We start from the raw sequence: 25098 nt of genomic DNA, 5'->3' as shown, positions 1-25098 counted from the left end.
CGTCATCCCGTCCTGGATGCCGCGCGGCCAACGTCGCCGGTCAGCAGCGTGGAATAGTGAAACGGATCCGGCAATCCGCGGCAACTGAGCGCGATCGGCGAGAACCCTTCGCCTCCGGCGGTCCACCAGAAACTAGCTGCGGCATAGATTTGAGGGTTCGCGCCACAGAGCGTGCCGAACGACTCGGCAAACCCATCGGCCGTCGAAACCATTCCGAGCGTCGCGTCACTCAGCGACACGATTGACGGTCCATCAGTCCCCGGCGTCCGCAGACGCGGGAGCGCGAGACGATCCAGCGCATCGGAGATATGCTCGAACGTCGCAGCCCGGTCCAGGGTCGAGAGCAGGAATGTCTCCACTTGCCCAAACCACTCGTCCTGCAGATCGATGTTCGGCGGCGGCAGCGCGGCGTCATGATCCAGCACTGCATGCAGCGTCAACGGATAGTATCGCCCCACGCCATCGAGCGACGGCATGATCGCTCCTGCGACGGTGGTGCCGCAGATTGCGGCGCCAAGCCAGAATCGCCAAACCGGCGCGGTCAGGAATGCATCCTGCCAGGCGGAGCCAAGTTGATGGCGGCTCGCGGACATGGCGGCCTGCACCCACGGCTCCCAGACTTCCAGGAAGCTGCGCGGCGTCGCGATCGCGATGAAATCACGCTTCGCGCCGATCTTGCCGAATAAGCCGCATCGCATGGTCATATTCCGGTCGGGCAACGAAACTCCCGGAGCACTGACAAGTTTAGCGGATTGCGCAACGATCCGGTCGAAATCTGATAGTTGAGCTCGCGTCCAGCAACAATGAAAGTTGCGCTGGCGGATTCCGCCTTGGCCACCAACGAGCCAGCCTCCAGCATTCGGAACAGTGACCAGGGGCCGATGCGCTCGAGTACGGATGGCGATCCGGTCTCGTTGCTGACTGAAATTGCCGTCCGCGGCGATGGGCCGGGCCAGAGGACCGTCGTCGGTGAATTGCTCTGCGGCGGCGACGGTGGAGCGGGTTGCGGCGCACCAAACATGGAGGGAGTTGCGGCTGGTCCCGGCGTGGTGGGGCTGTTGATCGTCGTGCCACCGATCTCGGTCTTGACTGTGATGCCCGGTCCGGCCGCAGCCGGCGGTCGGATCGCAAAGGACACCGCCGGCACGCCGCCTCCGGTCTGGAAAAAGGCATCGCGGATATAGGCGGCATTCTGGAACTGCTTTAGCGTATCAGGCGAGAACGATCGTCCGACGGGACTCTCCTTTCGCCAGACCCATTCCGATCGCGAAGTATCGGCATAAGGCGCAAGGAACTGAGTGAAGAACTTATCCATGATGCCGTTAGGGCTGAACAGCTTGGCGAAGTCAGCGAGCGGGACTTCCTGACCACTGCTGCGGACAAACGGGTACCGGTTGGTCACCGTCTGCTGACAGACCGGCGTGACTTGATCGCGCAATGACTGCAGGATCTGTCCGGCCGTGGAGGCAGCGATGCTACCTTCGAACTCCGCGGCTGCCGCCCGCAGCATATCGGAAAATGGCGGCGGCATACGCGAGGCATTGTTGCGCAGCGCGGCAACCTGGGTCTGTAGCCCCGCAGTTGCTTGCGCCGTCAGTTGCGGATTCTCGATCATCAGCGTCAGATTTTGCGCAATGTCGTTCAGGTTTGCGATCGTCGAGTCGATCGGCCGCCGGGTGCTCTCCCCCTCAAGCACTGCATGGTAGGGTTTGAACTGCGACTCAATCGTCGCGCCAGGCGTACCATCCTGGGCGTTGTTGAACAGCGCTGGCGTGGTCACCGAGGGCGGCACTGCTGGCGTTCCGGCGCTCGCCGGCTTCGGGCGTTCCTTGGTCAGCATCGTTTCATCGCGCACCGATTCCAGGATCTGCCGCATCGGCGAGGTCGGCGCCGAAAGCGCCCTCAGCACCTCGTATTTCGGCTTGTCGGCGAGCAATTTCTTCAGACGAAGGCTGCCGAGCGCAGTACGCCACGCCGTTACGAAATCATTGGAGTAGATGCTGAGCAGATCGCCAGCGAGGTTGTCATACTGCTGGTCAATTGCCGACTGCTGGCCGGCATCGCCCAAGACCCACCGCTCCCGCTTCATGCGCTCCGACAATCCGGGCAGTCGAGCGATGAACGTCTGATTGAAGCCGTTATAGGTGAAGAACTCGGGCACCCGCAAATTGTCCAAGGGCTGCCCAGTCGTGGTTTCGAACACGACTGCTACGTCTGGACCGCCTCGGCGGCTGGCGATCCAGTCGCCGGCGGTCGATCCGCGAGCCTCGGACTTCAGGAACTCGTAGGCACGTTGCGATACGCTGAGGCGCGCCAATGAATTCTGGGCCTGCTTGATCAGCCGGCCATCAAGCTCGACCAGCGGCGGTTGCTCGGTTTCGAGGTCGAACATTGCCATGAGATTTTCATCAAGCAGACGCCGACCTTCCGCGTTGGTCGCGCCAGGATAGAGGTTGTCCGCCCAGTCGCGCTGCATCCAGGAGCGGATGAGTTCGCGGTCTGGGGATTGCAGGCCGCCGAGCATCAGGTAAACCTTCAGCGCCTCATAGACGAAGGCAGGCTCGTTGATGCGCGCATTGAGCTGCTCTTCCAAACGGTACAGCAAGCGAGGCCTGAACATGCGCTCAAGCGCGGTGTGATAGGCCGCCTTTGCGGGCGATAACAGGCGCGCGTGCTGACTGAGCCCGTAACGCGCCGAGAGTGCTACCGGCTCATTACGTGAGGCATAACCCGCAGGGGCGTTCCGCAGCCGATAGAGCAGCGGCAGCACCTTGTCGAGATCATGATCGGCGATCAGCGCTTGCTTGATGAGCGGCGCACCGGCGGCGGCATATTCGCTGTCCGCCTGCAAGCTCTGCTCGATCAGATCGGAGTTGCGCTTGAAGCTGGTCAGCCACGCACCGACCAGTCCGATCGCCACCAAACCGATCACCGACAGCGCCGCGGTCTTGAGGATCAGGGCGCGGCGCACCGCAGCACGGTCGGTCGAAACCCAGTCAGCCTCGCCGATGATGACCTTCGAAATCAGATCTGCGAGGAAATAGCTCTTGCCCGTGCCGGAGTAAGATCCAGCACCGACTTCTTCCGCGCCGAATGTGCGCGCCAGCGATCCAATCAATTGATCGATCGGCGTGCCCTGCTGCGTGCCTGACGTGAAATAGAAGCCACGCAGATTGGCATTCACGTGATAACGCGTCGGCTCGAAGATCTGGTTGAGAAAATCGTGGATTTGCGGCTTGAGACGCGCCATCTGCGCCGGGAAACCAAACAACTGCACCCGGTGCTGCGGTGTCGGCTCGTCCTGCAGACGGTCGAGCGTTTCCTCGCTCAGGCGCTCCAGCAGGTTATCGAACTCGACCGGGACCTGCCCCACCAGATTCTGGGTCTTGTCGGCGGTCTGGAAAGTGGCGCCCCAGACCTGGCGCCGCCCGGCCTCGCCGAGATACGCAAAATATTCGGTGAAGCCGGCGACGAGATCGCCCTTGGTAAATAGCGCATAGACCGGGAAGCTCACTTTCAGCCGTTGATGCAGTTCGAGGAGCCGCATCCTGATGGCGTCGGCATGAAGCGCGAGTTCCTGCTTCGGTAGCGTCAGCACGTCTTCCAGACTGATTGCGACGAGAACGCCGTTGATCGGCTGGCGCGATCGATTTTTCTTCAGGATATCCAGGAAGGAGAGCCAGCTTTCCTTGTCCGCCTTGCTGTTCGAATCCTGGGTCGTGTAACGACCGGCGGTATCGATCAGCACCGCTTCCTCGGTGAACCACCAATCACAGTAGCGAGTGCCGCCGACCCCGGCGATGGCCGCCGGCGTCGCCCCTCGCGCGAGCGGAAACTTGAGCCCCGAATTGACCAGCGCCGTGGTCTTTCCTGCACCGGGCGGACCGATGATGACGTACCAGGGCAGATCGTAGAGATAGCCGGCCTTGTTGCCGCTCGCAGTCTTGAGCGTTGCAAGCGCATCCTTCATGCGCTCCTTGAGCACCGGCTCGTCGCTGACAGGCTGATCCGCGCCGCTGATGCCGTCGGCAATCTCATTGGCATTCTTGCGTCGCTTGAAGAAATGAAGACCCGCGACACCTGCCACCGCGGCGCCGAGCAGCAGGATCGCGATCTGGCGGACGATGTGATTCTCCAGCGGCCGCCAGTCGCCGAAAGCAACGAAGGGACCGGCAAGGTAGATCACCGCCCCAAGCGAGCTGAGCCCGACCCCATAGAGAACGATGCGTAGAATGTCCTTAGCGAGCATATTTACCGGTACCTGTCGCTTATCGCGTGAGCTTGTGGCGTATGCCTATTCGCTACGTTCGATGAAGATTTCGACCCGACGGTTCTTGGCACGCCCCTCGGGCGTCGAATTGCTTGCAATTGGCGAATCCGATCCCTTGCCATCGACGTCGATGCGCGAACCGTCGGCCAGGCCGGGTTTCAGCGCGGCGGCAACCGCCTTGGCGCGTTCGACCGACAATTCGAAATTCGAGGGGAAACGCACGGTGCGGATTGGCGAGCCGTCGGTATGGCCAACCACCCGGATTCGGCCGGGCTCCTTGTCGAGCGTCGCCGCAACCCGGGCCGCAATCGGCTTGAAACCATCCAAGATGGTTGCCTGGCCCGAGGCAAACAATGCGAGATCGCAGACCCTGATCACGATGAAGCTCGCCGTCTGATCCGCCGTCATGGCGCAGGCCGTCTTCTCCTGTGCAAGCGCGTTGCGAATGCGCTGCAGCTGGGTGATGCGGTCCGGGGGTGGCGGCGGAGGCGGAGGCGGCGGCGGCGCAACGACGCGGCGCTTGAGCTCAATTGGATCGCCGGGATGCAATGCCAGCGCTACCTCCGCAGCATTCTCTGCACGGCCAGCCAGCAGCGTCCGCAGAACAAAATAGGATCCCGTTAGCAGCGCGGCGACCACGGCCGCCACCAGCCAAACGGGAATACGCAAGTGCTTCCGCCGACCGGCCAGCGCCTGCCCGCGCCAGTGCGGCGACAAATCGTTGGTCGGCTTGGGCCGAACCCGGCGTAGCGTTTCATAGAGGTTGCGCTGAATCACCTGAAGGTTCGCAAGCCCGCCCGGCGACGTCCGGTGAATGCCCTGGAAACCGAGCGCAAGGCAGGCGTGCTGGAGTTCGAGCACCGGATAGTTGACCAGCGGATCAGTCTTCAAGTGGTCGAGAATCTCGAAAAAGCGTACGCCGCCCACGCGCTCACCGAAGAACCGGCTGAGCATCGAGTATTGTGCCCAGACGTGTCGATCGTCGGTCGGAATGTGCTGCACAATATCGTCGGCGGTAGCGCACAGGATATACTTCGCCGTATTGGCCTGGTGCTCGGAAATGCCGGCCGAGCGGATATCCTTCTCGAAGAACTTGATGGCGTCGGCGACCTGCTCCATCAGGCTCGCGAATGACGCCCGCATCAGCGCTACTCGCAGCCGGCCAAGCAACTGCAGCAAAGGGCCGCCGGCGCGCATCACCGGATTGGCGTTCGGCGCAACCAGATCGTCGACACGCAGGGGCGGTCCGGGCGGCAAGATCGGTTGCGGCGCCTGAGCCTGCGCCGGTGTCGAAATCCATTCCTCTGACGGCTGGCTCGTTGGCGGGGCAGCGTAGCTCGCGCCCGGCGGCACGGGAGAAAATGAGGGCGGCGGGGAGGCACCGGGCGAAGCCACTGGCGATGGCGAGTACGCTGGCCGGCTTGCTGGCCCCTCGCCCGCCGGAGGTTGGGAAGCCGGAGCCGGCGGCATCTTCCCACCGGGGTTCGGACGGATGATCGTCCGCTCACCCCGACCGAAAGGATTAACCGGCTTGTCCCTGTCGGTCATGGCCGCTCTTCCAGGATGGCCCAAAGGTACAACTCAAGCTCCGGCCAGTCGCCGGAAAAATGCATCCCGATCGAGGCCGCTGTGCTGAATTCGGGCCACAGCGGCGACTTGCGATCGAGATAGAAATAAACGTGATCTGTGATGGCGCGGATGTGCGATGGCGGCGTCGGCAGATGCACCAAGGTCAAACCCGGCAGGTTTGCGTGCACGATCTCAGTCATTTTGGTGTTGGGGCCGACCTTGAACAGGTGTGGGAATTCGTTCTGAATCTCCACCAGAGGCCGCCGCGCGGCAACCTCCAGCACCAGGGTAGCATTTCGGAACAACGCCCGATCGCGGATCGGCGATACAAAGGCGTTCTGCGCGCGTTCGATGATCTCCAGACGGATCGCCCGCCTGCCTAGCCGTACGCTCAGGAAATCCTGGATGTCGCGCACCAGCGGCGTGAAGACGTATTCGAGGTTGTCGTGATCGTATGCCGGGTAGTCCCGTGCGCGTCGTTCGGTCGTCGCGAAGGTCGCAAGCTCACCGGCAAACCTCAGTAATTCTTCGTACAGCCGCTCGGGATGTACGCTGCCGGACCGCTTGAAATGAGTCAGCACGGGAATGGTCCGGTTCAGAACTTGCAGCACCAGATAATCGACGCTCTGCAAACCGCCGCCGGACGAAGGATCGACCGCGTAGCGTGCAAGCTCGTCAAGCTTGGTCTCAACCCAGCCAATGATTCGATTGAGCCAACCATCGACAACCGGATGTGCGGCGCAGGCCAGCACCGGCGGCACAAATTTGTCGTCGAACAGGATATTCTTGTCGCGTACCTCGAGGATGCGAGCGATGCCGAGACCCATGTATCCCGGCTTGCTCGTCTTGCGCAGCTCGAACGACAGCCGCGGATAGACAATGTCAATCTCTTCCTCGATGCGCAGCGCCGAGGTCGAATCGATAAACGTTTCGGAAGTACGAACGTAACGACTTGCGCTGTCAGTGCGATCCTCATCCACCTCCCGCGTATTGGGCGCCGCGACCGGCATCATCAGCCAGACGATCTGACCTGCGGCCGAATCCGGCACTTCGATGGCTTCCGGGATCAGACTGTCAGCAGGGATATCGAACGGCGTCCCATCGGGCATGACGCCGGTCGCACTGCGCACGGCGAATTTGCTCTGTTGAGTAAGATCGTTATCGATCTCGAGCTGGGCAAAGCCCCAGGGGTACGGTGTTGTGTAACGAACGCGCTTTTCCAGCAGATGCTCGAGATAGCGATCGTTCTGCTGCAGATGATGCGGCCGCAGAAACAGACCTTCCGACCAGAAAACTTTGCTGTACCAAGACATTCCTACATCCACTTGGCAATGATCGGCGACTGTATCGTCACCGACAGTTTACTTTGACCCCGACTTGTCTGCGCGGTCGTAATATTCCGAGAAATGCAGCATGAAGGTATCGATCGGCGCGCTTTCGTCGCGACCGAGATGCGCCTTCCAGCGCGTCAAGAATTCATCCCACAACTTACTCTTACTCGAGCCGAAAAAAGATCTTGCGCCGCGCTGAAGCTCAAGCTCGCGCGCCATCAGTGTCGGATCGATACTGGCAATAAGTCCCCTGACTGCGTGTTGCATCGCGGTGTAGGTCTTCAACTGATGAGATTTGAGATCCTTGAAGCCTTGGGCGAAGGCATGCGGCGCATCGAGGTAACTGCGCGTCGGCGGCCCAAACAGGATACGCATCGCGTCTTCAGCGGTCGGCGAGAATTTCAGCGGATTGTTCTCGATGGCCTGGATGGTGGTTTGACTGGTGCTGCGCGTCAGCTGCTTGGCCTGGGTCCGCGCCTGCAGCAGAGCCATCAAGTTTTCCACGGTCATGCGCAGGATCATGCCCAGCTGTTCCGCGAGTTCGGCTTCGGTCTTGTCGGCAAAGAAGTTGTCCGGCAGTCCGGCAGAACGCGCCACCAGGTGCGCAAATTCGGGATTGCCGATCGACGCGGCCGTGACCGGTGCCGGCTCGGCCACCCGCGGCCGCGGCGTTCCCACATGCCCTGCCGGTGGCGGCGCCGGCGGTGGCGGGTCAGCCGTTTCATCATCGGCCCATACCGATGGTCGGCGCGGCGTCGGCATCGCGTGCAGCACGTCGACCGGCGGTTTTGGCGTGGCGACTGGACCGGCTGCCCAGCTCATGTCGTCGTGCAGTGGCGGCTCCCGTTGAGGCATCTGCGGCGAATGCCGGACGGGGTCGACGCCCGCCGGCGGAACACTCGCCGCCCAGTCCAGGAATTCCGCATTGACGGGCCGCGCTGCTTCGCGCGGCTTTCTCAACTGCTGCGGGTCGATTGGCGGCGGCACGTCTCGACCGGGAGCCCACAGTTCCTGGTAATCGGCGTGCTGCTGCGCGAGAGGACCTTGCTGCTTCGCGTCATGGCTCGGAGTGCCCTCGGCACGCTCGTCCAGGTCCAGCGAAACGCCGATGACATAGTGGCCGATGACGAGCCGATCGCCGTTGCGCAGCCGATGCGCTCCCCGTATGCGCTGGTCGGCACCATTGAGAAAGATGCCGTTGGTTGAGACGTCGTGCAACCAGTAGCCGCCGTCGCGATAATGGACCTCGCAATGCTTTCCCGAAATCATCCGAGACGGATCGGGCAATGTCCAGTCGAGATGACGATCGCGGCCTATATCGACCGAACGCCGGCCGGTGACCGTAAATGACACAGGTCCGCCGTCGGGGAGGTTGGGCTCGTTCTCGATGTTGAAGCGAAGCACCATCACATCGTCTCGTCAGCGCAGAGGGCGCGGTTCGCCGCGTGCCAACTGAATACCATCCTCCAGGCAGGCCGTCATTATCCGGTCCCTGGACTCTCGGGTAAGCCGGCAAAGTCCGATCAAAAGAGCTGCGCGAACCGCCCGCGCCGTCTGATCCGGCTTGGCTTCGACCGGGGCAAATTCCGCAGGGACCACGCTTCCGCCAGACCAGCCCGCCGCCAGCGCCAGCCAAGTCGCCGGCTGCTCGGGATCGTTGGCATTGCCGACCGCCAACGCCTTGTTACGCGATTGCTCGTCTGGTTGCCGGACCCAGGTCTCCGCAAAGCTGAGTGACCTGCCTTCGTTGCCGTCGAAATGGTCGAACATCTGCCGCAACGAGCGACATCCCCAAGCGACGGACACGCGCCTGGGGAGCAGATACGCGCAGAAGGATACAGCCTGGTGCCAGTTGCCGGCCTCAGCAGCCTCCTGCAGGAAATCCAACGACAACTTGTCTGGGGAGGCTTTGCCGACGTCGTAGCGTGCCAGCGGATAGGCTTCAAACAGATCGTGGACTGTGCTGAACCGAACCTGAATCATAGCCGTCAGCCGACAATTGTTGGTGTGCCGTGAGCAACCAACGGGCCGCCGGCCGCGAGCGCCATCGCGGCCTGCGCGGTCATGGTGATGGTCGGCGCGTTGATGACGATCCCGGCGGGGGACAGGATGATCTGGCTGGGACCAACCTGGAGGGTGATGTTGACATTGGCCGTGAGCGTGATGCTCAGCCCTGCATTGACGGACTGATCCATCGCCAGCTTGATGTGCTGACCGCCCAATTCGATATCAAGCTTGTCATTGCCGTTCTTGAGTGTGGTCTTGCGGGTATCGCCGCCGAACGCGGCTTCACCGATGGTCCTGGTCTCGGTGTCGCGGACCGTTACATCGTAGTCCTTTTCGGCGTGCAGGGTGATCTTCTCGGACCCTTTCTTGTCCTCAAAGTTCCATTCGTTATAACCGCCTCCTCCCTTGGTCGAGTCGGATTTCAATCCCGCAATCGTCTTCTTGGACGGCAGATCGTAGGGCAGCTTGTATTCATCATTATACACCGTGCCGATCACCAGGGGCCGGTCGGGGTCGCCTTCCAGGAATTCCACGACGACTTCCTGCCCGACGCGCGGGATGATCTGACCGCCCCAGCGCTTGCCGGACCAGACTTGGGCCACGCGCAATCGGCACGACCGCTTCTTCTTTCGATCCCAGAAAAAGCGAACATAGATTTCGCCCAGCGCCTCGACGTCGATTTCCTCGCTCGAATTGTCGTCCTTGGTGACGACCTTGGCCGTCTGGATACCATTGATCCTCGGCTTCGGCGTCGTCATGGGAGATCGAAACGGCCGATCGCTTGGCAGAAATTCGTAGCTACCGAAGTAGACGTGCTGTCCGGCGTCGCTGGGACCGCCAGTACGATAGGACTCGATAGAAAACGAGTGAGCTGCTCGTACGACGAGATATTCGACGTTCTGCGAGTCTTTCGAGTGCTTCTCGAGCTTGGTTAGTCCGCCGGGGAACAGGTTGACGGCGTCGCCGTTGCCGCGGCGGCGCCGATCTATCGCCTGCTCGGCCTGGAGCTGGATCTTGGCGTATCGCTCGCCGTCGGATTTCTCCTTGAACTTGCCGGGATAGTCGTAGAACTCCATCTCGGATCGTGTGTAGTGCTCAGAGCCCTTGGCATCGCTGATCATCTGCGCGTTGGGTTTCTGATAGTTGTAGTCATTAAGCTCGATCTTGCCGGTGCGAAACCGGCGCTCGGAAACCCATTCATAGATATGCTGCTCCTCGCGACGGTCGGCTCCGGTCAGCGGGATATAGGGGATCTTTGCGAGACCGTTGATTGGGCTGTGCGAGGACTTGGAGTCAGCCAGCACCAGCGTGTGCTTGCCACCCTCATGCTTGAAGAAGTAGTAGATGCCGTGCTGCTCCATCAGCCGGCATACGAAATCCAGATCGGTCTCGCGATACTGAACGCAGTACTCGAGCTTTGGACATGAGCCCTCTTCGGTAAGCTTGGACTCATAATCCGTGAAGCCGCGCTCGTTGAAGACCTCCTTGATGATGTCGGGCGCCTTCTTGTCCTGAAAAATCCTGCAATTGGTGGTGCGCGACAGCAGCCATAACCAGGGCCTCAGCGCGATCCGGTAACTGAAATAGTCGTTCTTGACCCCCATCCATTGGGCTTCTGTGAGAATGCCGCTGAACTCGCGCTCCTTCCCGTGCAATTTGATGGTGAGCGTGCACTGCTGGCCAATTGCGCGATCGAAGTCGAGATCGGCGTCCTCGCTGAGACACTCGATACGATATTCGAATAGTTCACTCAGACCTTCAGAGGCCTCGAACCCGACAAAAACCAGAACGTCCTTGCCAAGGGGGGTCTTGAGCTCGCAAAGGCGGGTATCCTGGGTAAGCTGGCCCATGTGGGCGTTAAACTCCTTCGTTGACCGCACGATCCGCGCAACCGGCGCATCAGGTCGTCAAGCACGAAACAACCGAAATCCGAGCCAGCCATCGGCGTGATGACCGACAAGTCCGCCCGGTGTCGCCCTCTCCTGACGCGCCAAAGTACCCGCCCGAGGGAACCATCCCGGCACTCATGTAGTCGGCTCCAAGAGCTTGTTGGTTCACGCGAAACCGTCGTGGCCGCCGGGAATGAACCGAGGTCATCGTTGATCTGACCTAACAGACAATCGGATCGTGATCCCCGCCTGATCCGCCACATGTGACGGACTTGGCAAAAGGGGCCCGGGCCCCGCAGACGGACCATCTTGCATGTTCGATGTCACATCTCTGACCCAGCCCATAGCCCCGGACGATCCCTGCGGGCCTGACCTCGATGCGGCCGGAGATGTCCAGTACCTGAATTTCTTCGCAGCTGCGGAATCGCTGCTTCCGATGTCGTATTTCGAGGTCGTCAACACAAACGGAGAGCGCGGACGCTTCGACCCAAAGGCCATCGATATTGCCGGCCAGTTCACCGCTGCGCAGCCCCTCTTGGCACGCACCCGCGATCTGCGCCTGACCATGCTGCTCGCCAAGTTCTCCATCCTGAACCGCGATCTCGACGGCTTTCTCAGCTGCCTGAAGGCGACCACCTTGCTGCTGCGTGAACAATGGGAAACCGTTCACCCGAGAGCGGAGGACGGCGACTATGCTTTTCGCGCCGTCACCGTCGAGGCGATCGACGTGTTTCCGACGGTGATCAACCCGCTCCAATTCCTTCCCCTGATCGAAAATCGAAGGCACGGCAGTCTCAACTACCGTGCATATCAAATTGCCAAGGGCGAAATTCCCGCCGCTGACGCCGACGCCGACATGCCCGATCTCGGAACCATCGAGCGCATTATCGGCGAAACCGATCTCGGTACCCTCAAAGCGGTGAGCGCCCGCTGTTCCGCGGTCGCGGCCGAGATTGCCGGCATCAAATCGGTTTGGCACGAAAAGTTGAACTCGGGGCAACCCATCAGTCTCGACAGGCTTGCGGGTGTCGCGAATGGCATGGCCAACTGGCTCGCGGCTCTGGTCACCGCACGCGATCCGGCCGCAGTCGTCCCATCCCCGGACGAGACTGCTCAAAACGACCCGCAGCTTCCGATTGAAATCGCCGGCGCGGTGACTTCACCGGGACGGGCATCCGCGGCGCTGGCGGCGGCTGCCGACTATTTCGCTCGAAGGGAACCGTCGAGCCCGGCGCTTTTGCTGGTGCGGCAGGCGCAGGACATGGTTGGCAAATCGTTTATCGAGGTGATGCGGATGCTGATGCCCGCCCACGTCGAGAGTGCTGCCATCAATATCGGACGTGACAAAGTTTTCGACCTGCCGATCGAGCGCATGGCGGAATTCGCCACATCACTCCCATCCGTGGCCGAAAGTGACGCCCAAGTTGATGTTTTTGCAGCAGAAAACAGAGCGCAGGCGTTGGATTTGCTGACCAAGGTTGCGTCTTTCTTTCGCGCCGCGGAGCCGTCCAGCCCGATCCCGTTCCTGGTCGATCGCGCACGCGAACTCGCACAACGAGATTTCCTCAGCCTGCTGAAGGAAGTCCTACCCGAGGGCGCTCTGAAGGCGATCGACAAATCGAATTGAACCCGCCTTCCGTTCGGCGGGACTAAGAAAACAGAAGGAAGCTCCGCTGACGAAGGACCGAGGCACTTCCCCAGCCTGCGTCGCACAAGTCGGCTTCCGCACAGATTTTGTGAAGAGGGCAACCCAATGGCAACCGACAGCGGTCAAAAATTCATTCGCCGAAACCGCGCACCGCGCGTGCACATCACCTACGAGGATCCCTACGACGCCGAGCGGCTGATCGAACTGCCGTTTGTCATGGGCGTCCTGTCCGATCTTTCCGGCAACAACCCCGGCGTCGAGAAGGCGAAGGTCGAGGAGCGCAAGTTCCTCGAGTTCGACATGGACAATTTCGACAACCGGATGGCGGCGATCCAGCCCGGCGTGACGACGCGCGCCGTCAATCGTCTCAGCGATGGGTCTGACGAGAAGATCTCCGTCAACCTGCGCTTCAACAGGATGTCCGACTTCACGCCGGTGGCGGTCGCTCGCCAGGTTCCGGCGACGGCCAAGCTACTCGAAGCACGCGAACAGCTCGCCAACCTGCTCCGCTACATGGATGGCAAGGTGGGCGCCGAGGACCAGCTGAAAAAACTCCTCGCCGATCCTCAACTGATGGCCGCACTGCGCGAGCGCGCGACTAGCCAGTCCACCGAAGCCGACACCAACAGCTAAGGGAAGGAATGGGGACCATGGCAAAAGAAGCTACTCATAAAGAGACCACCACCCAGGTCGGGACCGTCGAGGCTGACGAGTTTGCTGCCCTGCTGAAGCAAAGCTTCAAACCGCGCACCGAACGTGCGGCAACCGAAGTCGAGAACGCGGTGTCCACGCTCGTTCAAGAGGCGCTGAAGGACACGAGCGTCATCAAGTCGGACGTGCTCGACACCATCGAGGAGATGATCGCGCGGATCGATCAGAAGCTGACCGCGCAGATGAACGAGATCCTACACACACCCGAATTCCAGGCGATCGAGAGCGCCTGGCGCGGTCTCCACTACCTCGTTTTCAATTCCGAGACCGACGCCAACCTCAAGATCCGGGTGATGAACGTCTCCAAGACCGAGCTGTATCGGAACCTGCGGCTCTATCCCGATGCGCGCTGGGACCAGAGCCCGCTGTTCAAGCAGATCTACGAGTACGAATTCGGCCAGCTGGGCGGCGAGCCGTTCGGCTGCCTGATCGGCGACTACTATTTCAGCCACCTCCCCACCGACGTGCAGCTGCTCCGCGATCTCAGCAAGATCGCCGGCGCCGCGCACGCCCCCTTCTTCAGCGGCGCCGAGCCTACGCTGATGGGAATGGACTCGTGGACCGAACTGTCCAACCCTCGCGACATCGGTAAGGTGTTCGACACGCCGGAATATGCCGCATGGAAGGGTCTGCGCGATCAGGACGACTCGCGCTATCTCGGCCTTTGCATGCCGCGTGCGCTGGGCCGCCTCCCATACGGCGCCAAATCAGAGCCCGTGGAAGAATTCGCCTTCGAAGAGGAGACGGACGGACACACCGGTGACAAATACGGCTGGATCAACGCCGCCTATGCGATGGCAGTCAACATCAACCGCGCCTTCAAGGAGTTCGGCTGGTGCACGCGCATCCGCGGTGTGCAGTCGGGCGGCGAGGTCATCAACCTGCCGACGCACACATTCCCGACCGACGACGGTGGCGTCGACCTGAAATGCCCCACCGAGATCGCCATCAGCGATCGCCGCGAGCACGAGCTCGCAAAGGCAGGCCTTATCCCGCTGATCCACCGCAAGAACACCGACAAGGCCGCCTTCATCGGCGCCCAGTCGCTCTACAAGCCGAAGAAATACTTCGGCGAGAAGGGTGTGGACGCAACCGCATCCGACAACCTGTCGTCACGTCTGCCTTACATGTTCGCTGTGTCCCGCTTTGCGCACTACCTGAAATGCATGGTTCGCGACAAGATCGGATCCATGAAGGAAAAGGATGAGCTGACGGTCTGGCTGCAGACCTGGATCAACGAGTACGTTGATGCCAATCCAGCCTTATCGTCAGAGGCGCAGAAAGCGCGCAAGCCGCTGGCCGCTGCGAAAGTTGAGGTCATAGCAAACGAGGAGAACCCGGGATATTACAACGCGCGCTTCTTTCTCCGTCCACACTTTCAATTGGAAGCGATGGACGTCGGTCTCAGCCTTGTTTCGCGCCTTCCAGGCCCGAGTTCCTGACGCCGCGTTATCGCAACCGTCACTCATCCAAGTTTTTTGAAAGGGCTATGCTATGGCTGTCGACATCTTTCTGAAACTCGATCCGATCAAGGGCGAGTCGCTCGACGACAAACACAAGGACGAAATCGACATTTTGAGCTGGTCGTTTGGTGAGAGCCAAAGTGGCACCTTCCACAGCGGGTCGGGCGGCGGCGCCGGCAAAGTCGCCGTTCAAGACCTCCACTTCACGCACTTCGTCGACAAGGCGACACCCGAGCTTTTCAAGGTGTGCGCGAACGGCAAGCACATCGACAGCGCCATTCTCACGGTCCGCAAGGCCGGCGAACACCCGCTCGAATATCTCAAGGTCGAGATGAAGCACATTTTGGTTTCCAGCGTATCGACCGGCGGATCACACGGCGAGGATCGCCTCACCGAAAACGTCAGCCTGAACTTCCAGAAGGTGAAAATGACCTACAAGACCCAGACGGAAAAGGGTGGTGCCGGCGCATCACCGGTGTTCGGATGGGACGTTGCGGCCAATAAGGAATGGGTCTGATCGCAAGCTTCCTGCCCGGCGCCCCTTGCCGAGAACGGCAATCGGCGCCGGCGGTACGGGGACTGTCAATGACTGTTACGTCAAAGAAGGACCGGCTCTCTCCGCCATTGATGCTGGCTTTCCGTGCGGCTCACGACGCTCGTGATGCGAGCAAGCCGCTCGAACTGCGCGATCAGTTCGGTGAGCGGGTCATAGCGGGACGGCGCAGCGCTGGTCGTTTCCCGATCTCGGAGACGTTGCTGAGGCGAGAGGTTTCGCGGGACGTTGAAACACTCCTTAATACCATTGCCCTCGAATCGACGCTCGACCTGACTGGCCGCGGCTGCGTCCGCACCTCGATTTTGAACTATGGTTTCCCCGACATCGCAAACCGTTCGATCGACGAGGTCACGGACGAAGAGCTCAGCGACGCCCTGCGCATGTCGCTTACGACGTACGAGCCGCGACTCGATCGCAAGTCCATCCGGGTGCGGCGCGACACCTCCGTGGGCCCCGAACAGCTCAAGCTGCGCTTTGTTGTGCATTCCGACCTGAAGTGCGAGCCGCTCAACGTGCCCGTGGAATTCGTCGCGGACGTCGACCTCGACAGCGGCGATATACAGATCAATCGACTATAGCATGAATCGCGAGTTCCTCGACTTCTACAATCGTGAACTGTCGCTGTTGTACGAGCATGCGGAAGACTTTGCCGAGGAATATCCTGGTATCGCCGAGCGCCTCGGCGGCCTGATCCGCGATCGCTCAGATCCAATGATTTCGGGACTGCTCGAAGGCGCCGCGTTCCTTGCTGCTCGCGTTCAGCTTAAGCTCAAGCACGAATTTCCGGAGTTCACGGCAAACCTGCTCGAACAGCTGGTTCCGAACTATCTCGCGCCAACTCCGTCTGCCATGCTGGTCAAAGCACAGCCAACCTATGCCGATCCGGCATTGCGCGACGGCAGGAAAATCGCGCGGGGCGCCTACTTCGATGCGAGCTATCGCGAAAGGGAACGGAGCCTCGCCTGCCGATTCCGGCTTTGCCGCGATATCGTGCTCTGGCCCTTTGACGTCACCGGCGCCGAATATTTTGCGACCGCGGGCGCATTGCAGGCCCTCGGGATTCCCGTCGGCGGAGAGGTCATTGCGGGGCTCAGGCTCTCCTTGACCCACCGTACCGCCGCGCGGCTCGACGAAGAGCCGGCAGACGCGGAGGCTCGCAGCAAGGCGGAAACCTGGTTCGCGGGCTGCCGCACCAGCGAACTACCCATCTATCTGACCGGCGCCGAATCCGACGCTATCGCGCTCTACGAACAGCTAACTTCGAACTGCATCAGTGTCTACTTTCGCTATCTCGACGATTTCGGTGATCCGGTCGTCATCCGGGCTCCGAACGACTGTGTGCAACAAGTCGGCTTCGGCGAGAACGAATCCCTGTTTCCAAACGATAACCGGGTCTTTCGCGGCTCGGAGTTGTTGCGGGAGTATTTCGTGTTTCCGCGCAAGTTCCTTGGCGTCAATCTGACGGGACTTCGCGCCGTGATGCCGCGGTTGCGCAGCAAGTCAATCGATATCGTTTTCGCGTTCGATGAGCACAACTCACGGCTTGCCGCCTCTGTCCGGGCAGAGACGTTCAGTCTCTACACCGCCCCGGCAATCAACCTGTTCGAGAAAACCAGCGATCGCATCCCGGTCAAATCGAATACGCACGAATACCACGTGGTGCCCGACCGAAGCCGCTATCTCGAATACGAGCCGCACCAGGTGCTGGAGGTTTACGCGCACTTTCCAGCAGAAAAGGACAAGCGGCACGTGCGTCCTCTGTACTCCGCCGCCGTCGACCGGACAGCCGTAACGGTCGAGGGACTTTATTTTACCGTTCGCCGGCTACCACGGCGCCGCACCGTCGAAGAGAAGACATATGGCGCGGCCTCCGACTACACCGGGACGGACATGTTCCTTTCGCTGCTCGAGCCCGGCGACCTGAGCGGCGACGGATCCGCCGCCGAGCTGAGCGTCCGGGCGTTGTGCTCCAACCGGCATCTCACGGAACATCTGCCGGTTGGCCAGGGCGGAGCCGACTTTCGCCTGTTGGATGACACCTCGCTCGAGCTGATGTGCATAGCCGGTCCCACCCGGCCACGCGAGCCGGTGGTGGCGCAGTTGCGCAGTCGCAGCGAAATCGCCAATAGCGGCGTTGTCAGTTGGCGGCTGATCAACATGCTGAGTCTGAACTATCTCGGCCTCGTAGACCGCAGCGGCGGCAAGAACGCCGGAGCACTGCGGGAGATGCTGTCATTGTTCGCCGACCAGTTCGACGACGCTACGGAACGAAAGATTCGCGGCGTGCGCAGCGTCGAGAGCAGGCCCGTGGTGCGGCGGGTGCGTGAGCGTACCGGCAGTGGCGCGGCGCGCGGCCTGGAGATCACGGTCACCCTCGACGAGAAAGCATTCGAAGGCAGTGGCGCGTTCCTGCTCGGGGCTGTACTGGAACGCTTCTTCGCCGACTATTCGGGCTTCAACACCTTCACCCAAACCGTCATCTCGACTTCGGAACGCGGCGAGATCATGCGCTGGCCAGCGCGCATGGGCACCCGGAGACCCCTGTGACGCTGATCGACCAGATGAAGGCCGAACCCTGGCTGTTCGATTTCTTCCAAACGCTCCGTCAGCTCGAGCGATCCAATCCGGATCGGCCGCGGATCGGCGACAGTGCTGCGCGCCGCGAGGAATTTGTTGACCTCGGTCAAAGCCCCTATCTGGACTTTCCCGCTTCCAATCTGAGCTCAGTCGACGAACGCGATGGCAGGCTCAGAATCCTGGTCAAATTCCTCGGTCTCCTCGGACCGCAGGGCGCACTACCGCTGGCCACCACCGATGAGAGCGTCGGCTGGCAGTTGATGCGAGACGACGCTTTTCCGCGCTTTCTCGACCTTCTCAATGGACGCTTTCTACAATTGTTCTTTCGTGCCTGGGCGGACGCACGGCCGATCGCGCAGCATGATAGGCCATCGGATGACCGCTTCATCGCCTATGTCGGCTCCTTCGCCGGCCTCGGCTCTGACATCTTTGCCAATCGAGACACGGTGCCGGACATGGCGAAGCTCAGCTTCGCTGGACTGGTCTCACCCAGGGCGAAATCCGCGTCACGACTGGCGCGGCTCCTGCAGGGCCTGTTCGATGTCAGGGTCGAGATTGACGAATTTGTTGGCACCTGGCTCCCGTTCGACTCCACCCATTGCAGCCGCCTCGGCGCGGCGCACGCCAAGCTCGGCCACGACGCGCTTCTGGGCTCGCGAGTGTTCAGTGTGGAAGACAAGATCAGGGTTCGAGTTTTCGTGAAGGATTTTGCTCAATACGAGCAGTTCCTGCCCACCGAAGTGCCTAACCTGTCCGAGCCCCTGGCTGACGCCGTCTACTTCTATATCGGCGACGAACTCGAGTGGGAGGTGGAACTCGCCATTCCAGCGGGCGCTGTCGTCCCGATGAAGCTGGGACAGAGCGGGCGCCTTGGATGGACCAGCTGGGTTTCGCCGAACTGGGCCTCGACCGAGGAATATCGCCGCGATGCTCGCTTTCACCTTGCCGAGCGTCTGAGAGCCCGGCGAAGCGCCGCAACAGACGCCTCGCCGATTTGAACCAATGCACCGGTCCGATTGTCCTAACATCATGGAATTCGAGCCAATTTCTACGATGAGCCGGACATCGCCGGGGGAATTGAGCAGGAGGCCCCACCGTGACCGACATCAGCCTTGAGGCCGTGACTGGGAAACTGAACCGCGCTGGCTACGATGCCTTCATACAAGCCCTGCGCCACGCCAAAAGCGCGAGCAACCGCAACATCGAGCTCGCACACTGGCTGTTTCACATCCTGCAACAGGAAAGGACCGACTTCAGCCTCGCGGTGGATCACTACAAACTCGACCGCGCGCGGCTGCTGTCGGACCTCGCAGGCGTCATCAACGGCTTCCGCAAGAACGAAACCGACATGCCGGGGGTCGCCAATTCGGTCATCGATATTCTCGACCGTGGCTGGCACTACGCCACGCTGTTCTTCGGCGAGACTCAGATCCGCACCGGCCATCTCCTGGTCGCCGGATTGAAATCGAATGAAATCCGTCGTGCGCTCAATAACATCTCGCAGGAATTCGCCAAGATAAACGTAGACGCATTGGCCGCGGAGCACCGCGCCATCTGGACAGGCTCCGAGGAAGAGACCATGCGTCCGATGGACGGCTCCGGATTGGCCGGTGCCGGTACTGACGGCGCGGACCGGGCAAGCCCCAAAGGAACAACACCGCTCGACCGGTTCTCCCAGGATCTCACCGCCAAAGCCAGGTCGGGCCAGATGGACCCGATCCTCGGTCGAGACGACGAAATCCGCCAATTGATCGACGTGTTGATGCGCCGGCGGCAAAACAATCCAATTCTCACCGGCGAAGCCGGCGTAGGCAAGACCGCCGTGGTCGAGGGATTTGCCCAGCGCATTGCCTCCGGCGAGGTGCCGCCGCCACTACGCAATGTAAGGCTCTGCGCGCTCGACATCGGCCTGATGCAGGCCGGCGCCTCGATGAAGGGCGAGTTCGAGCAGCGCCTGCGCTCGGTGATCGACGAGGTACAGAATTCCCCTACCCCCATCATTCTGTTCATCGACGAAGCTCACACGCTGATCGGAGCTGGTGGCGCGGCCGGCACCGGTGACGCGGCCAATCTCCTTAAACCTCCCCTGGCTCGCGGCACGCTGCGTACGATCGCTGCCACCACCTGGGCAGAGTATCGCCAGTACATCGAGAAGGACCCCGCACTCACACGACGCTTCCAGCCGATCCAGGTCGATGAACCGGATGTCGAGACCTGCTGCATCATGCTGCGCGGCCTCCTCGGCCCAATGGAGAAGCACCACGGCGTTCGCATTTCGGACGCCGCTATCGTGACTGCGGTCAACCTGTCGCATCGCTACATTCCATCTCGACAGCTGCCGGACAAGGCGGTCAGCCTGCTGGACACAGCCTCGGCGCGGGTAGCCATCAGTCAAAGCGCGACGCCGGCCCTGATCGAGGACGCTCGCGTCGCTATAGCGGCTCGCGAGGCCGAACGATCAGCGCTGGTCAGCGACGGCGATCTCGGGGACGAGAACAGCGATCGCATTGCCGCGATCGACGGCGACATAGCGGCGCTGAAGGACAGGCTGACCGGCCTAGAGGCCGATTGGGCCAAGGAACAGGAGCTCGTCAAGGATATCCGCAGCATCCGCGAAATCCTCTCCGAGAGCGGAGACGAAGATCGAGCCACGAAACGCGTGGAGCTACGCAGCAAGTTTGAGACACTGGAGGGCATCAATCCGGAAAAGCGGATGATCTATGCCCATGTGGACCAACAGTCGGTGGCCTCTGTCGTGTCTGACTGGACTGGTATCCCGACCGGCAGAATGATGCGTGACGAAATCGAGACCGTCCTGAAGCTACCCGAAATCCTCAATCGCCGCGTGGTTGGCCAGTCCCATGGACTGACGATGATTGCCAAGAGAATCGAGACCAGCCGCGCCAAGTTGGACAACCCGTCCAAGCCGATTGGCGTTTTCATGCTGGCCGGGCCGTCCGGAGTGGGCAAGACAGAAACTGCCCTTGCGCTTGCCGAAACCCTTTATGGCGGCGAGCAGAACATGATCACGATCAACATGTCGGAGTTCCAGGAGGCGCATACGGTCTCGACCCTGAAGGGCGCACCTCCGGGTTATGTCGGCTATGGTGAGGGGGGCCGGCTCACCGAAGCGGTCCGGCGCAAGCCCTACAGCGTTATCCTGCTCGACGAGGTGGAGAAGGCCCATCCCGACGTCCATGAGATTTTCTTCCAGGTGTTCGATAAGGGGGTCATGGAGGACGGTAACGGTCGGCGAATCGACTTCAAGAACACATTGATCATTCTGACCACAAACGTCGGAACTGATCTCATCATGAGCCTGGCGCGCGATCCAAAGTATCGCAACGAGCCGGAAGAACTCGCCAAGCTGCTGCGGCCGGAATTACTGAAGGTGTTCCCTGCCGCGCTGCTTGGGCGCATTGTTTCGATCCCCTACTTTCCGCTTTCGGACGAGATGCTTGCCAGCATTGTCAGATTGCAGCTCGACCGGATCGGACAGCGCCTCCGCGATAATCACAAGGCTGCCTTCGGCTACGACGACGCAGTCGTCGAGCACATCGTATCCCGTTGCAACGATCCGGACTCCGGCGGGCGGATGATCGATAACATCATCACCAACACGCTGCTGCCCGAACTGTCGCGTGAGTTCCTCAGCAAGTCTCTCGCCAAGGAGGAAGTCAAGCAGACGCGCGTCTCGATCGTGAACGACAATTTTGCATATTCGTGGAACTGACTGCGATGAACATCCAGACCGAGTACCGCCAATCGACCACCGGTACCACACCTTACGATGAGGTGTATTATCCCGGGCACGTCTACGGACTCACTCACCCGAACCACCTGGCGGCAATCGCAACGGTCTATGGCATGCGGCCGGCTCCAGTCGAGCGCTGCCGGGTTCTGGAGCTCGGCTGCGGCGTTGGCGGCAACCTGTTGCCGATGGCTTTTCAATATCCAGACAGCGAGTTCATCGGTATCGACTTGAGCGGCGTTACGATCGAGCGCGGCCAGCGAAACATCGCCGCATTGGGCTTGAGCAACATCAAGCTCCTGCATTGCGACATCATGGATGTCGACGCTGCCTTCGGACAGTTCGACTACATCATCGCGCATGGCGTGTATTCATGGGTACCACCGAACGTGCGCGAGAAGATGATGACCATCTTCAATCGGAATTTGGCACCACAGGGGCTCTGCTACGTCAGCTATAACGCGCACCCGTTCTCGCATCTCCGCGACATGGTCCGCGACATGATGCGCTACCACACACGGCGCATCACCGGGATGAAGGAAAAAGTGGGACAAGCTCGCGCCATCGTGCAATTTCTCAGCGACGGTTCGAAGTCCAACTCGGTGCACGGTGCAGTCATGCGCGATCAGTGCAACCGTGTCCTCAAGGCTCCGGACGAATTGCTTTTTCACGACGATCTCGATCAGGGCGCGACAGCCTTCCTGTTGCATGAGGTCGTCGAAGAGGCTGGTCGACATGGGCTACAATATCTGAGCGACTCCGATTTCTCGCGACGCTATCTTGCCGGTTACACCGAAGAGGTCCGCGCCACGCTGCAACGCTTTCCCGAAAGCGAGTTCATGGCGCGCGATCAGTATCAGGACTTCATCGACGGCAACGGTTTTCGGCGTACGTTGCTCTGCCACGAGGGCATCTCCCTTGAGCGCCAGGTCGATCTCGACTTCATCACCCGGTTCTATCTGCTGAGCACCACTAGCCCACGTCGACCCGACGTCTGCCTGACCGACGACTCCGAGATGGAATTTGAGACTCAGGACGGCAGCCGAATCACAGTGACCAAGCCGCTCTTGAAGGCTGCACATCTTTGTCTCGGCCGGGCCTGGCCGCGCGCACTCTCATTCACTGAACTGCTCGATGGCGCCCGGACGCTGCTCGAGGACCGGCAACCGGGCGATGACCGACGGATATTGACGGAAGCGCTACATATCCTGGCCTGCAGCGGAGAGGTCTCCTTTCTGAAATCACCACCCTTTCTCGTGAAGGAAGCCTCTGATCGCCCGCAGGCGAGCCTGCTCGCCCGCAGACAAGCGCAGACCGGCCCGCTGGTCACCAATCTGCTCCATCAAACTGTGCAACTGGAGGACGACAGGACGCGCCACTTCCTGCAGTTGCTCGACGGCTCTCGGACGATCGGGCAAATTACGGCCGAAATGACTGAACTCTTCGGGCCAACCATCTCGGTCAAACAAGTGGATGATGCCGGGCAGCCCGCCGAGCCGTTGCTGCTCTCGACCCGAGACAGCGTTGACCGTTCGCTGGCGACGGTCGGAAAGCTGGGTTTGCTGGTTGCCTGACGCTTTCAACGCGTCGACCTCGGTAAAGAAGTGGCGGCAGGGAGCCGGTCCGCCAGTTTGGGGAGCGGACGCAGCCCCGTCCCATCAGCCATCGTGGGTGTATTGTTGGCCGAGGAGCCATCCGGTGAGAATGCCGCCAGGTCCGCTGGCATAGACCGAATTAAGGCCCACGCCGGCGCGCAGCATCCGCCATTCATGTTCGCCGACCCAGGGAATGCCGGGATCACCCTTCTGATATTGCGACAACAGCGTTCGGGCGACCTCTGCGGCATTGGCGTAGATCGGGCCGTTCGCCCAGCGGGGTCGCGGTAGGCCTGTCATGCGGCAATAGAGCGCCGTGCAGACATAGGCGGACGCCTCCTCCGCATTGGCGTCAAGGCCGGTGCGCAACAGATCGTAAGCCGCATGCAAGGCCTCATGGACGATATAGGCTTCGTCCAGCCGCCCCGTCGCCGACACGACCTCCAGCGTATTCGCCGCGACGACGGTACCATCCGCTCGTGTTCGCGCGACATCGTTATATTGTGCCGCAACGCCTGCCGCGAGGTCCGTCGGAACTCTGACGCTGACCTGTCCCAGCCGGATCGCGCGTGCGACGTGATGGAACGTTTGCGGCGCAATCGTCACGTGGCTGCCACGGATCGGAAACCGGAAGCGCATGCGCGCGACCGCCGGGCCGTTGAGCACGTCCAGCACCCTGCTCCGAAGTGACATCGGATCGTCCTCGCTCTTTGCACTGCTCCACGAATGGTGGTCGGCCTTTCCGGTTGGGAGGTTCAGTTGAACCCGGCCCCGTCCGGACCAGACCAATCGGAGACTGGCTTTGACTCGGAGGGCGGCCCCGTGACGACCACCAACCCGACCACGACCGACACTTACCGGAAGATCGCGGCGCGGCTAACAATGTTGCGGCCACAGATCGATCTGTCGAAATATTTCGCGGGGCCGGATCCCAATGTCCGCCTCTATGACGAAAAGGCTTATATCCGACGTCAACTGGAGAAGTACGGCGTGGCGGCCGCGACGAGCACGCTCGACGGCGTCACGTTCCTGCCGAAGGACTGGGAAGACCTGATCAAGGTGCTGCGCATTGCCAAGACGTCGGACGGATTCGACGCCTTCGCCGAAGGGAAAAGCCCGGAGAAACCGTCGCATTGGGCCCTCGATCTGTCGATGGCAGCCACAATCGGCACGGGATTTCGGGAGATCTGGCGCCCAACGCTATCCGATCGGCCGCTCTCTACGCGAGACCTTCCGGGCCGGCACGGCTTCGGGCTTGGGCGCGGCCGAGGGCAATGGAGCGACGACTATAGTGCGCAGTTCGGCAAGGATCCGCAGCCGCAAGACATCACGTCGCTACATTTCGCAGTAGCGCCCGACCGGGTCAATGTTCACATCGACGAGACGGGCTTCGTGTTCGAGGGCGCAGACGGCGCACTCACGGTCGGACCGAATTTCGGGCACCACGCCGTCAATGAACTGTTCTGGAAGAGCAACCCCCACCTGCCGCGCTGGGCGATCGATCACATCGACCTGATCCTGCCGAACACCGCGAACGATTTTTCGCGATTTGGTGTTTCGGTCGACATATTTCAGCAGAAGAACTTTCGCGTTACGGTCACGGGGTCCTGCGGGATTTTCGGCGGATTCGAGTGCTCGGGCACATTGAGCGTCAGTGGGACGCACGATCTGCTAGGCTCCAAGCCGAGAGGCGCGCGCTGACGTTCCGCCACTGATAACGACCACGTTGCT

The 25098-nt window shown here is 61.0% G+C and carries 18 protein-coding genes; 10 read left to right on the top strand and 8 right to left on the bottom strand.

The window, feature by feature from the left end; all coding sequences use genetic code 11:
* Positions 1–2: 2 nt before the first annotated feature.
* The 7 genes from tagF to ABIB78_RS01935 all read right to left on the bottom strand — a co-directional run bounded on the left by tagF (position 3) and on the right by ABIB78_RS01935 (position 11027).
* Positions 3–704 (bottom strand): type VI secretion system-associated protein TagF, encoded by a 702-nt coding sequence (gene tagF, locus ABIB78_RS01965; protein ID WP_429020804.1) that lies wholly within the window; start codon positions 702–704, stop codon positions 3–5.
* Complete coding sequence (gene tssM / locus ABIB78_RS01960; RefSeq protein WP_429020801.1) at positions 701–4249, bottom strand: type VI secretion system membrane subunit TssM; 3549 nt, start codon at positions 4247–4249, stop codon at positions 701–703. The genes tagF and tssM overlap by 4 nt, the downstream gene beginning before the upstream one ends.
* A gap of 45 nt (positions 4250–4294) precedes the next feature.
* Positions 4295–5527 carry a type VI secretion system protein TssL, long form gene (gene tssL / locus ABIB78_RS01955; RefSeq protein WP_429020798.1) on the bottom strand — a complete coding sequence of 411 codons (1233 nt, stop codon included), beginning with the start codon at positions 5525–5527 and terminating at the stop codon, positions 4295–4297.
* A gap of 287 nt (positions 5528–5814) precedes the next feature.
* Complete coding sequence (gene tssK, locus ABIB78_RS01950) at positions 5815–7152, bottom strand: type VI secretion system baseplate subunit TssK (RefSeq protein WP_429020795.1); 1338 nt, start codon at positions 7150–7152, stop codon at positions 5815–5817.
* A gap of 48 nt (positions 7153–7200) precedes the next feature.
* Complete coding sequence (tagH, locus tag ABIB78_RS01945) at positions 7201–8577, bottom strand: type VI secretion system-associated FHA domain protein TagH (RefSeq protein ID WP_429020792.1); 1377 nt, start codon at positions 8575–8577, stop codon at positions 7201–7203.
* A gap of 12 nt (positions 8578–8589) precedes the next feature.
* Complete coding sequence (locus ABIB78_RS01940; protein ID WP_429020789.1) at positions 8590–9153, bottom strand: DUF6931 family protein; 564 nt, start codon at positions 9151–9153, stop codon at positions 8590–8592.
* Positions 9154–9158: 5 nt separating this feature from the next.
* Complete coding sequence (locus ABIB78_RS01935) at positions 9159–11027, bottom strand: type VI secretion system Vgr family protein (protein WP_429020787.1); 1869 nt, start codon at positions 11025–11027, stop codon at positions 9159–9161.
* 352 nt (positions 11028–11379) lie between these two features.
* On the opposite strand from ABIB78_RS01935, the gene ABIB78_RS01930 reads away from it, so the two are divergent.
* The 9 genes from ABIB78_RS01930 to ABIB78_RS01890 all read left to right on the top strand — a co-directional run bounded on the left by ABIB78_RS01930 (position 11380) and on the right by ABIB78_RS01890 (position 23346).
* Positions 11380–12693, top strand: coding sequence for an ImpA family type VI secretion system protein (locus ABIB78_RS01930; RefSeq protein ID WP_429020784.1), 1314 nt, complete (start codon positions 11380–11382; stop codon positions 12691–12693).
* 126 nt (positions 12694–12819) lie between these two features.
* Complete coding sequence (gene tssB / locus ABIB78_RS01925) at positions 12820–13347, top strand: type VI secretion system contractile sheath small subunit (protein ID WP_429020781.1); 528 nt, start codon at positions 12820–12822, stop codon at positions 13345–13347.
* A gap of 17 nt (positions 13348–13364) precedes the next feature.
* Positions 13365–14867 carry a type VI secretion system contractile sheath large subunit gene (gene tssC / locus ABIB78_RS01920; RefSeq protein ID WP_429020778.1) on the top strand — a complete coding sequence of 501 codons (1503 nt, stop codon included), beginning with the start codon at positions 13365–13367 and terminating at the stop codon, positions 14865–14867.
* Positions 14868–14919: 52 nt separating this feature from the next.
* Positions 14920–15405, top strand: a complete 486-nt coding sequence (locus ABIB78_RS01915) for an Hcp family type VI secretion system effector (protein ID WP_429020776.1) — start codon at positions 14920–14922, stop codon at positions 15403–15405.
* A 68-nt stretch (positions 15406–15473) separates the two neighbouring features.
* Positions 15474–16022, top strand: coding sequence for a type VI secretion system baseplate subunit TssE (gene tssE / locus ABIB78_RS01910; protein ID WP_429020773.1), 549 nt, complete (start codon positions 15474–15476; stop codon positions 16020–16022).
* 1 nt (position 16023) lies between these two features.
* Positions 16024–17991: a type VI secretion system baseplate subunit TssF gene (gene tssF / locus ABIB78_RS01905; RefSeq protein ID WP_429020770.1), complete on the top strand. Its 1968-nt coding sequence runs from the start codon at positions 16024–16026 to the stop codon at positions 17989–17991.
* Complete coding sequence (gene tssG / locus ABIB78_RS01900; protein WP_429021512.1) at positions 17955–19019, top strand: type VI secretion system baseplate subunit TssG; 1065 nt, start codon at positions 17955–17957, stop codon at positions 19017–19019. Before tssF ends, tssG begins: the two co-directional genes overlap by 37 nt.
* Positions 19020–19117: 98 nt before the next feature.
* Positions 19118–21754 (top strand): type VI secretion system ATPase TssH, encoded by a 2637-nt coding sequence (tssH, locus tag ABIB78_RS01895; protein ID WP_429020767.1) that lies wholly within the window; start codon positions 19118–19120, stop codon positions 21752–21754.
* Positions 21755–21759: 5 nt separating this feature from the next.
* A complete protein-coding gene (locus ABIB78_RS01890) occupies positions 21760–23346 on the top strand; it encodes a methyltransferase regulatory domain-containing protein (protein ID WP_429020765.1) in 1587 nt (528 codons plus the stop codon).
* An 84-nt stretch (positions 23347–23430) separates the two neighbouring features.
* Here ABIB78_RS01890 and ABIB78_RS01885 read toward each other — a convergent pair whose 3' ends face one another.
* Positions 23431–24060: a hypothetical protein gene (locus tag ABIB78_RS01885; protein WP_429020763.1), complete on the bottom strand. Its 630-nt coding sequence runs from the start codon at positions 24058–24060 to the stop codon at positions 23431–23433.
* A 33-nt stretch (positions 24061–24093) separates the two neighbouring features.
* On the opposite strand from ABIB78_RS01885, the gene ABIB78_RS01880 reads away from it, so the two are divergent.
* On the top strand, positions 24094–25068 hold the full coding sequence (locus ABIB78_RS01880) for a hypothetical protein (RefSeq protein WP_429020761.1): 975 nt from the start codon (positions 24094–24096) through the stop codon (positions 25066–25068).
* Positions 25069–25098 lie beyond the last annotated feature (30 nt).

The sequence above is a fragment of the Bradyrhizobium sp. I1.14.4 genome (genome assembly GCF_050435825.1).
In the GTDB taxonomy this organism is placed as follows: domain Bacteria; phylum Pseudomonadota; class Alphaproteobacteria; order Rhizobiales; family Xanthobacteraceae; genus Bradyrhizobium.
The sequence above is the reverse complement of the archived record's forward strand: the minus strand, read 5'-3'. Positions and strand labels throughout refer to the sequence as shown.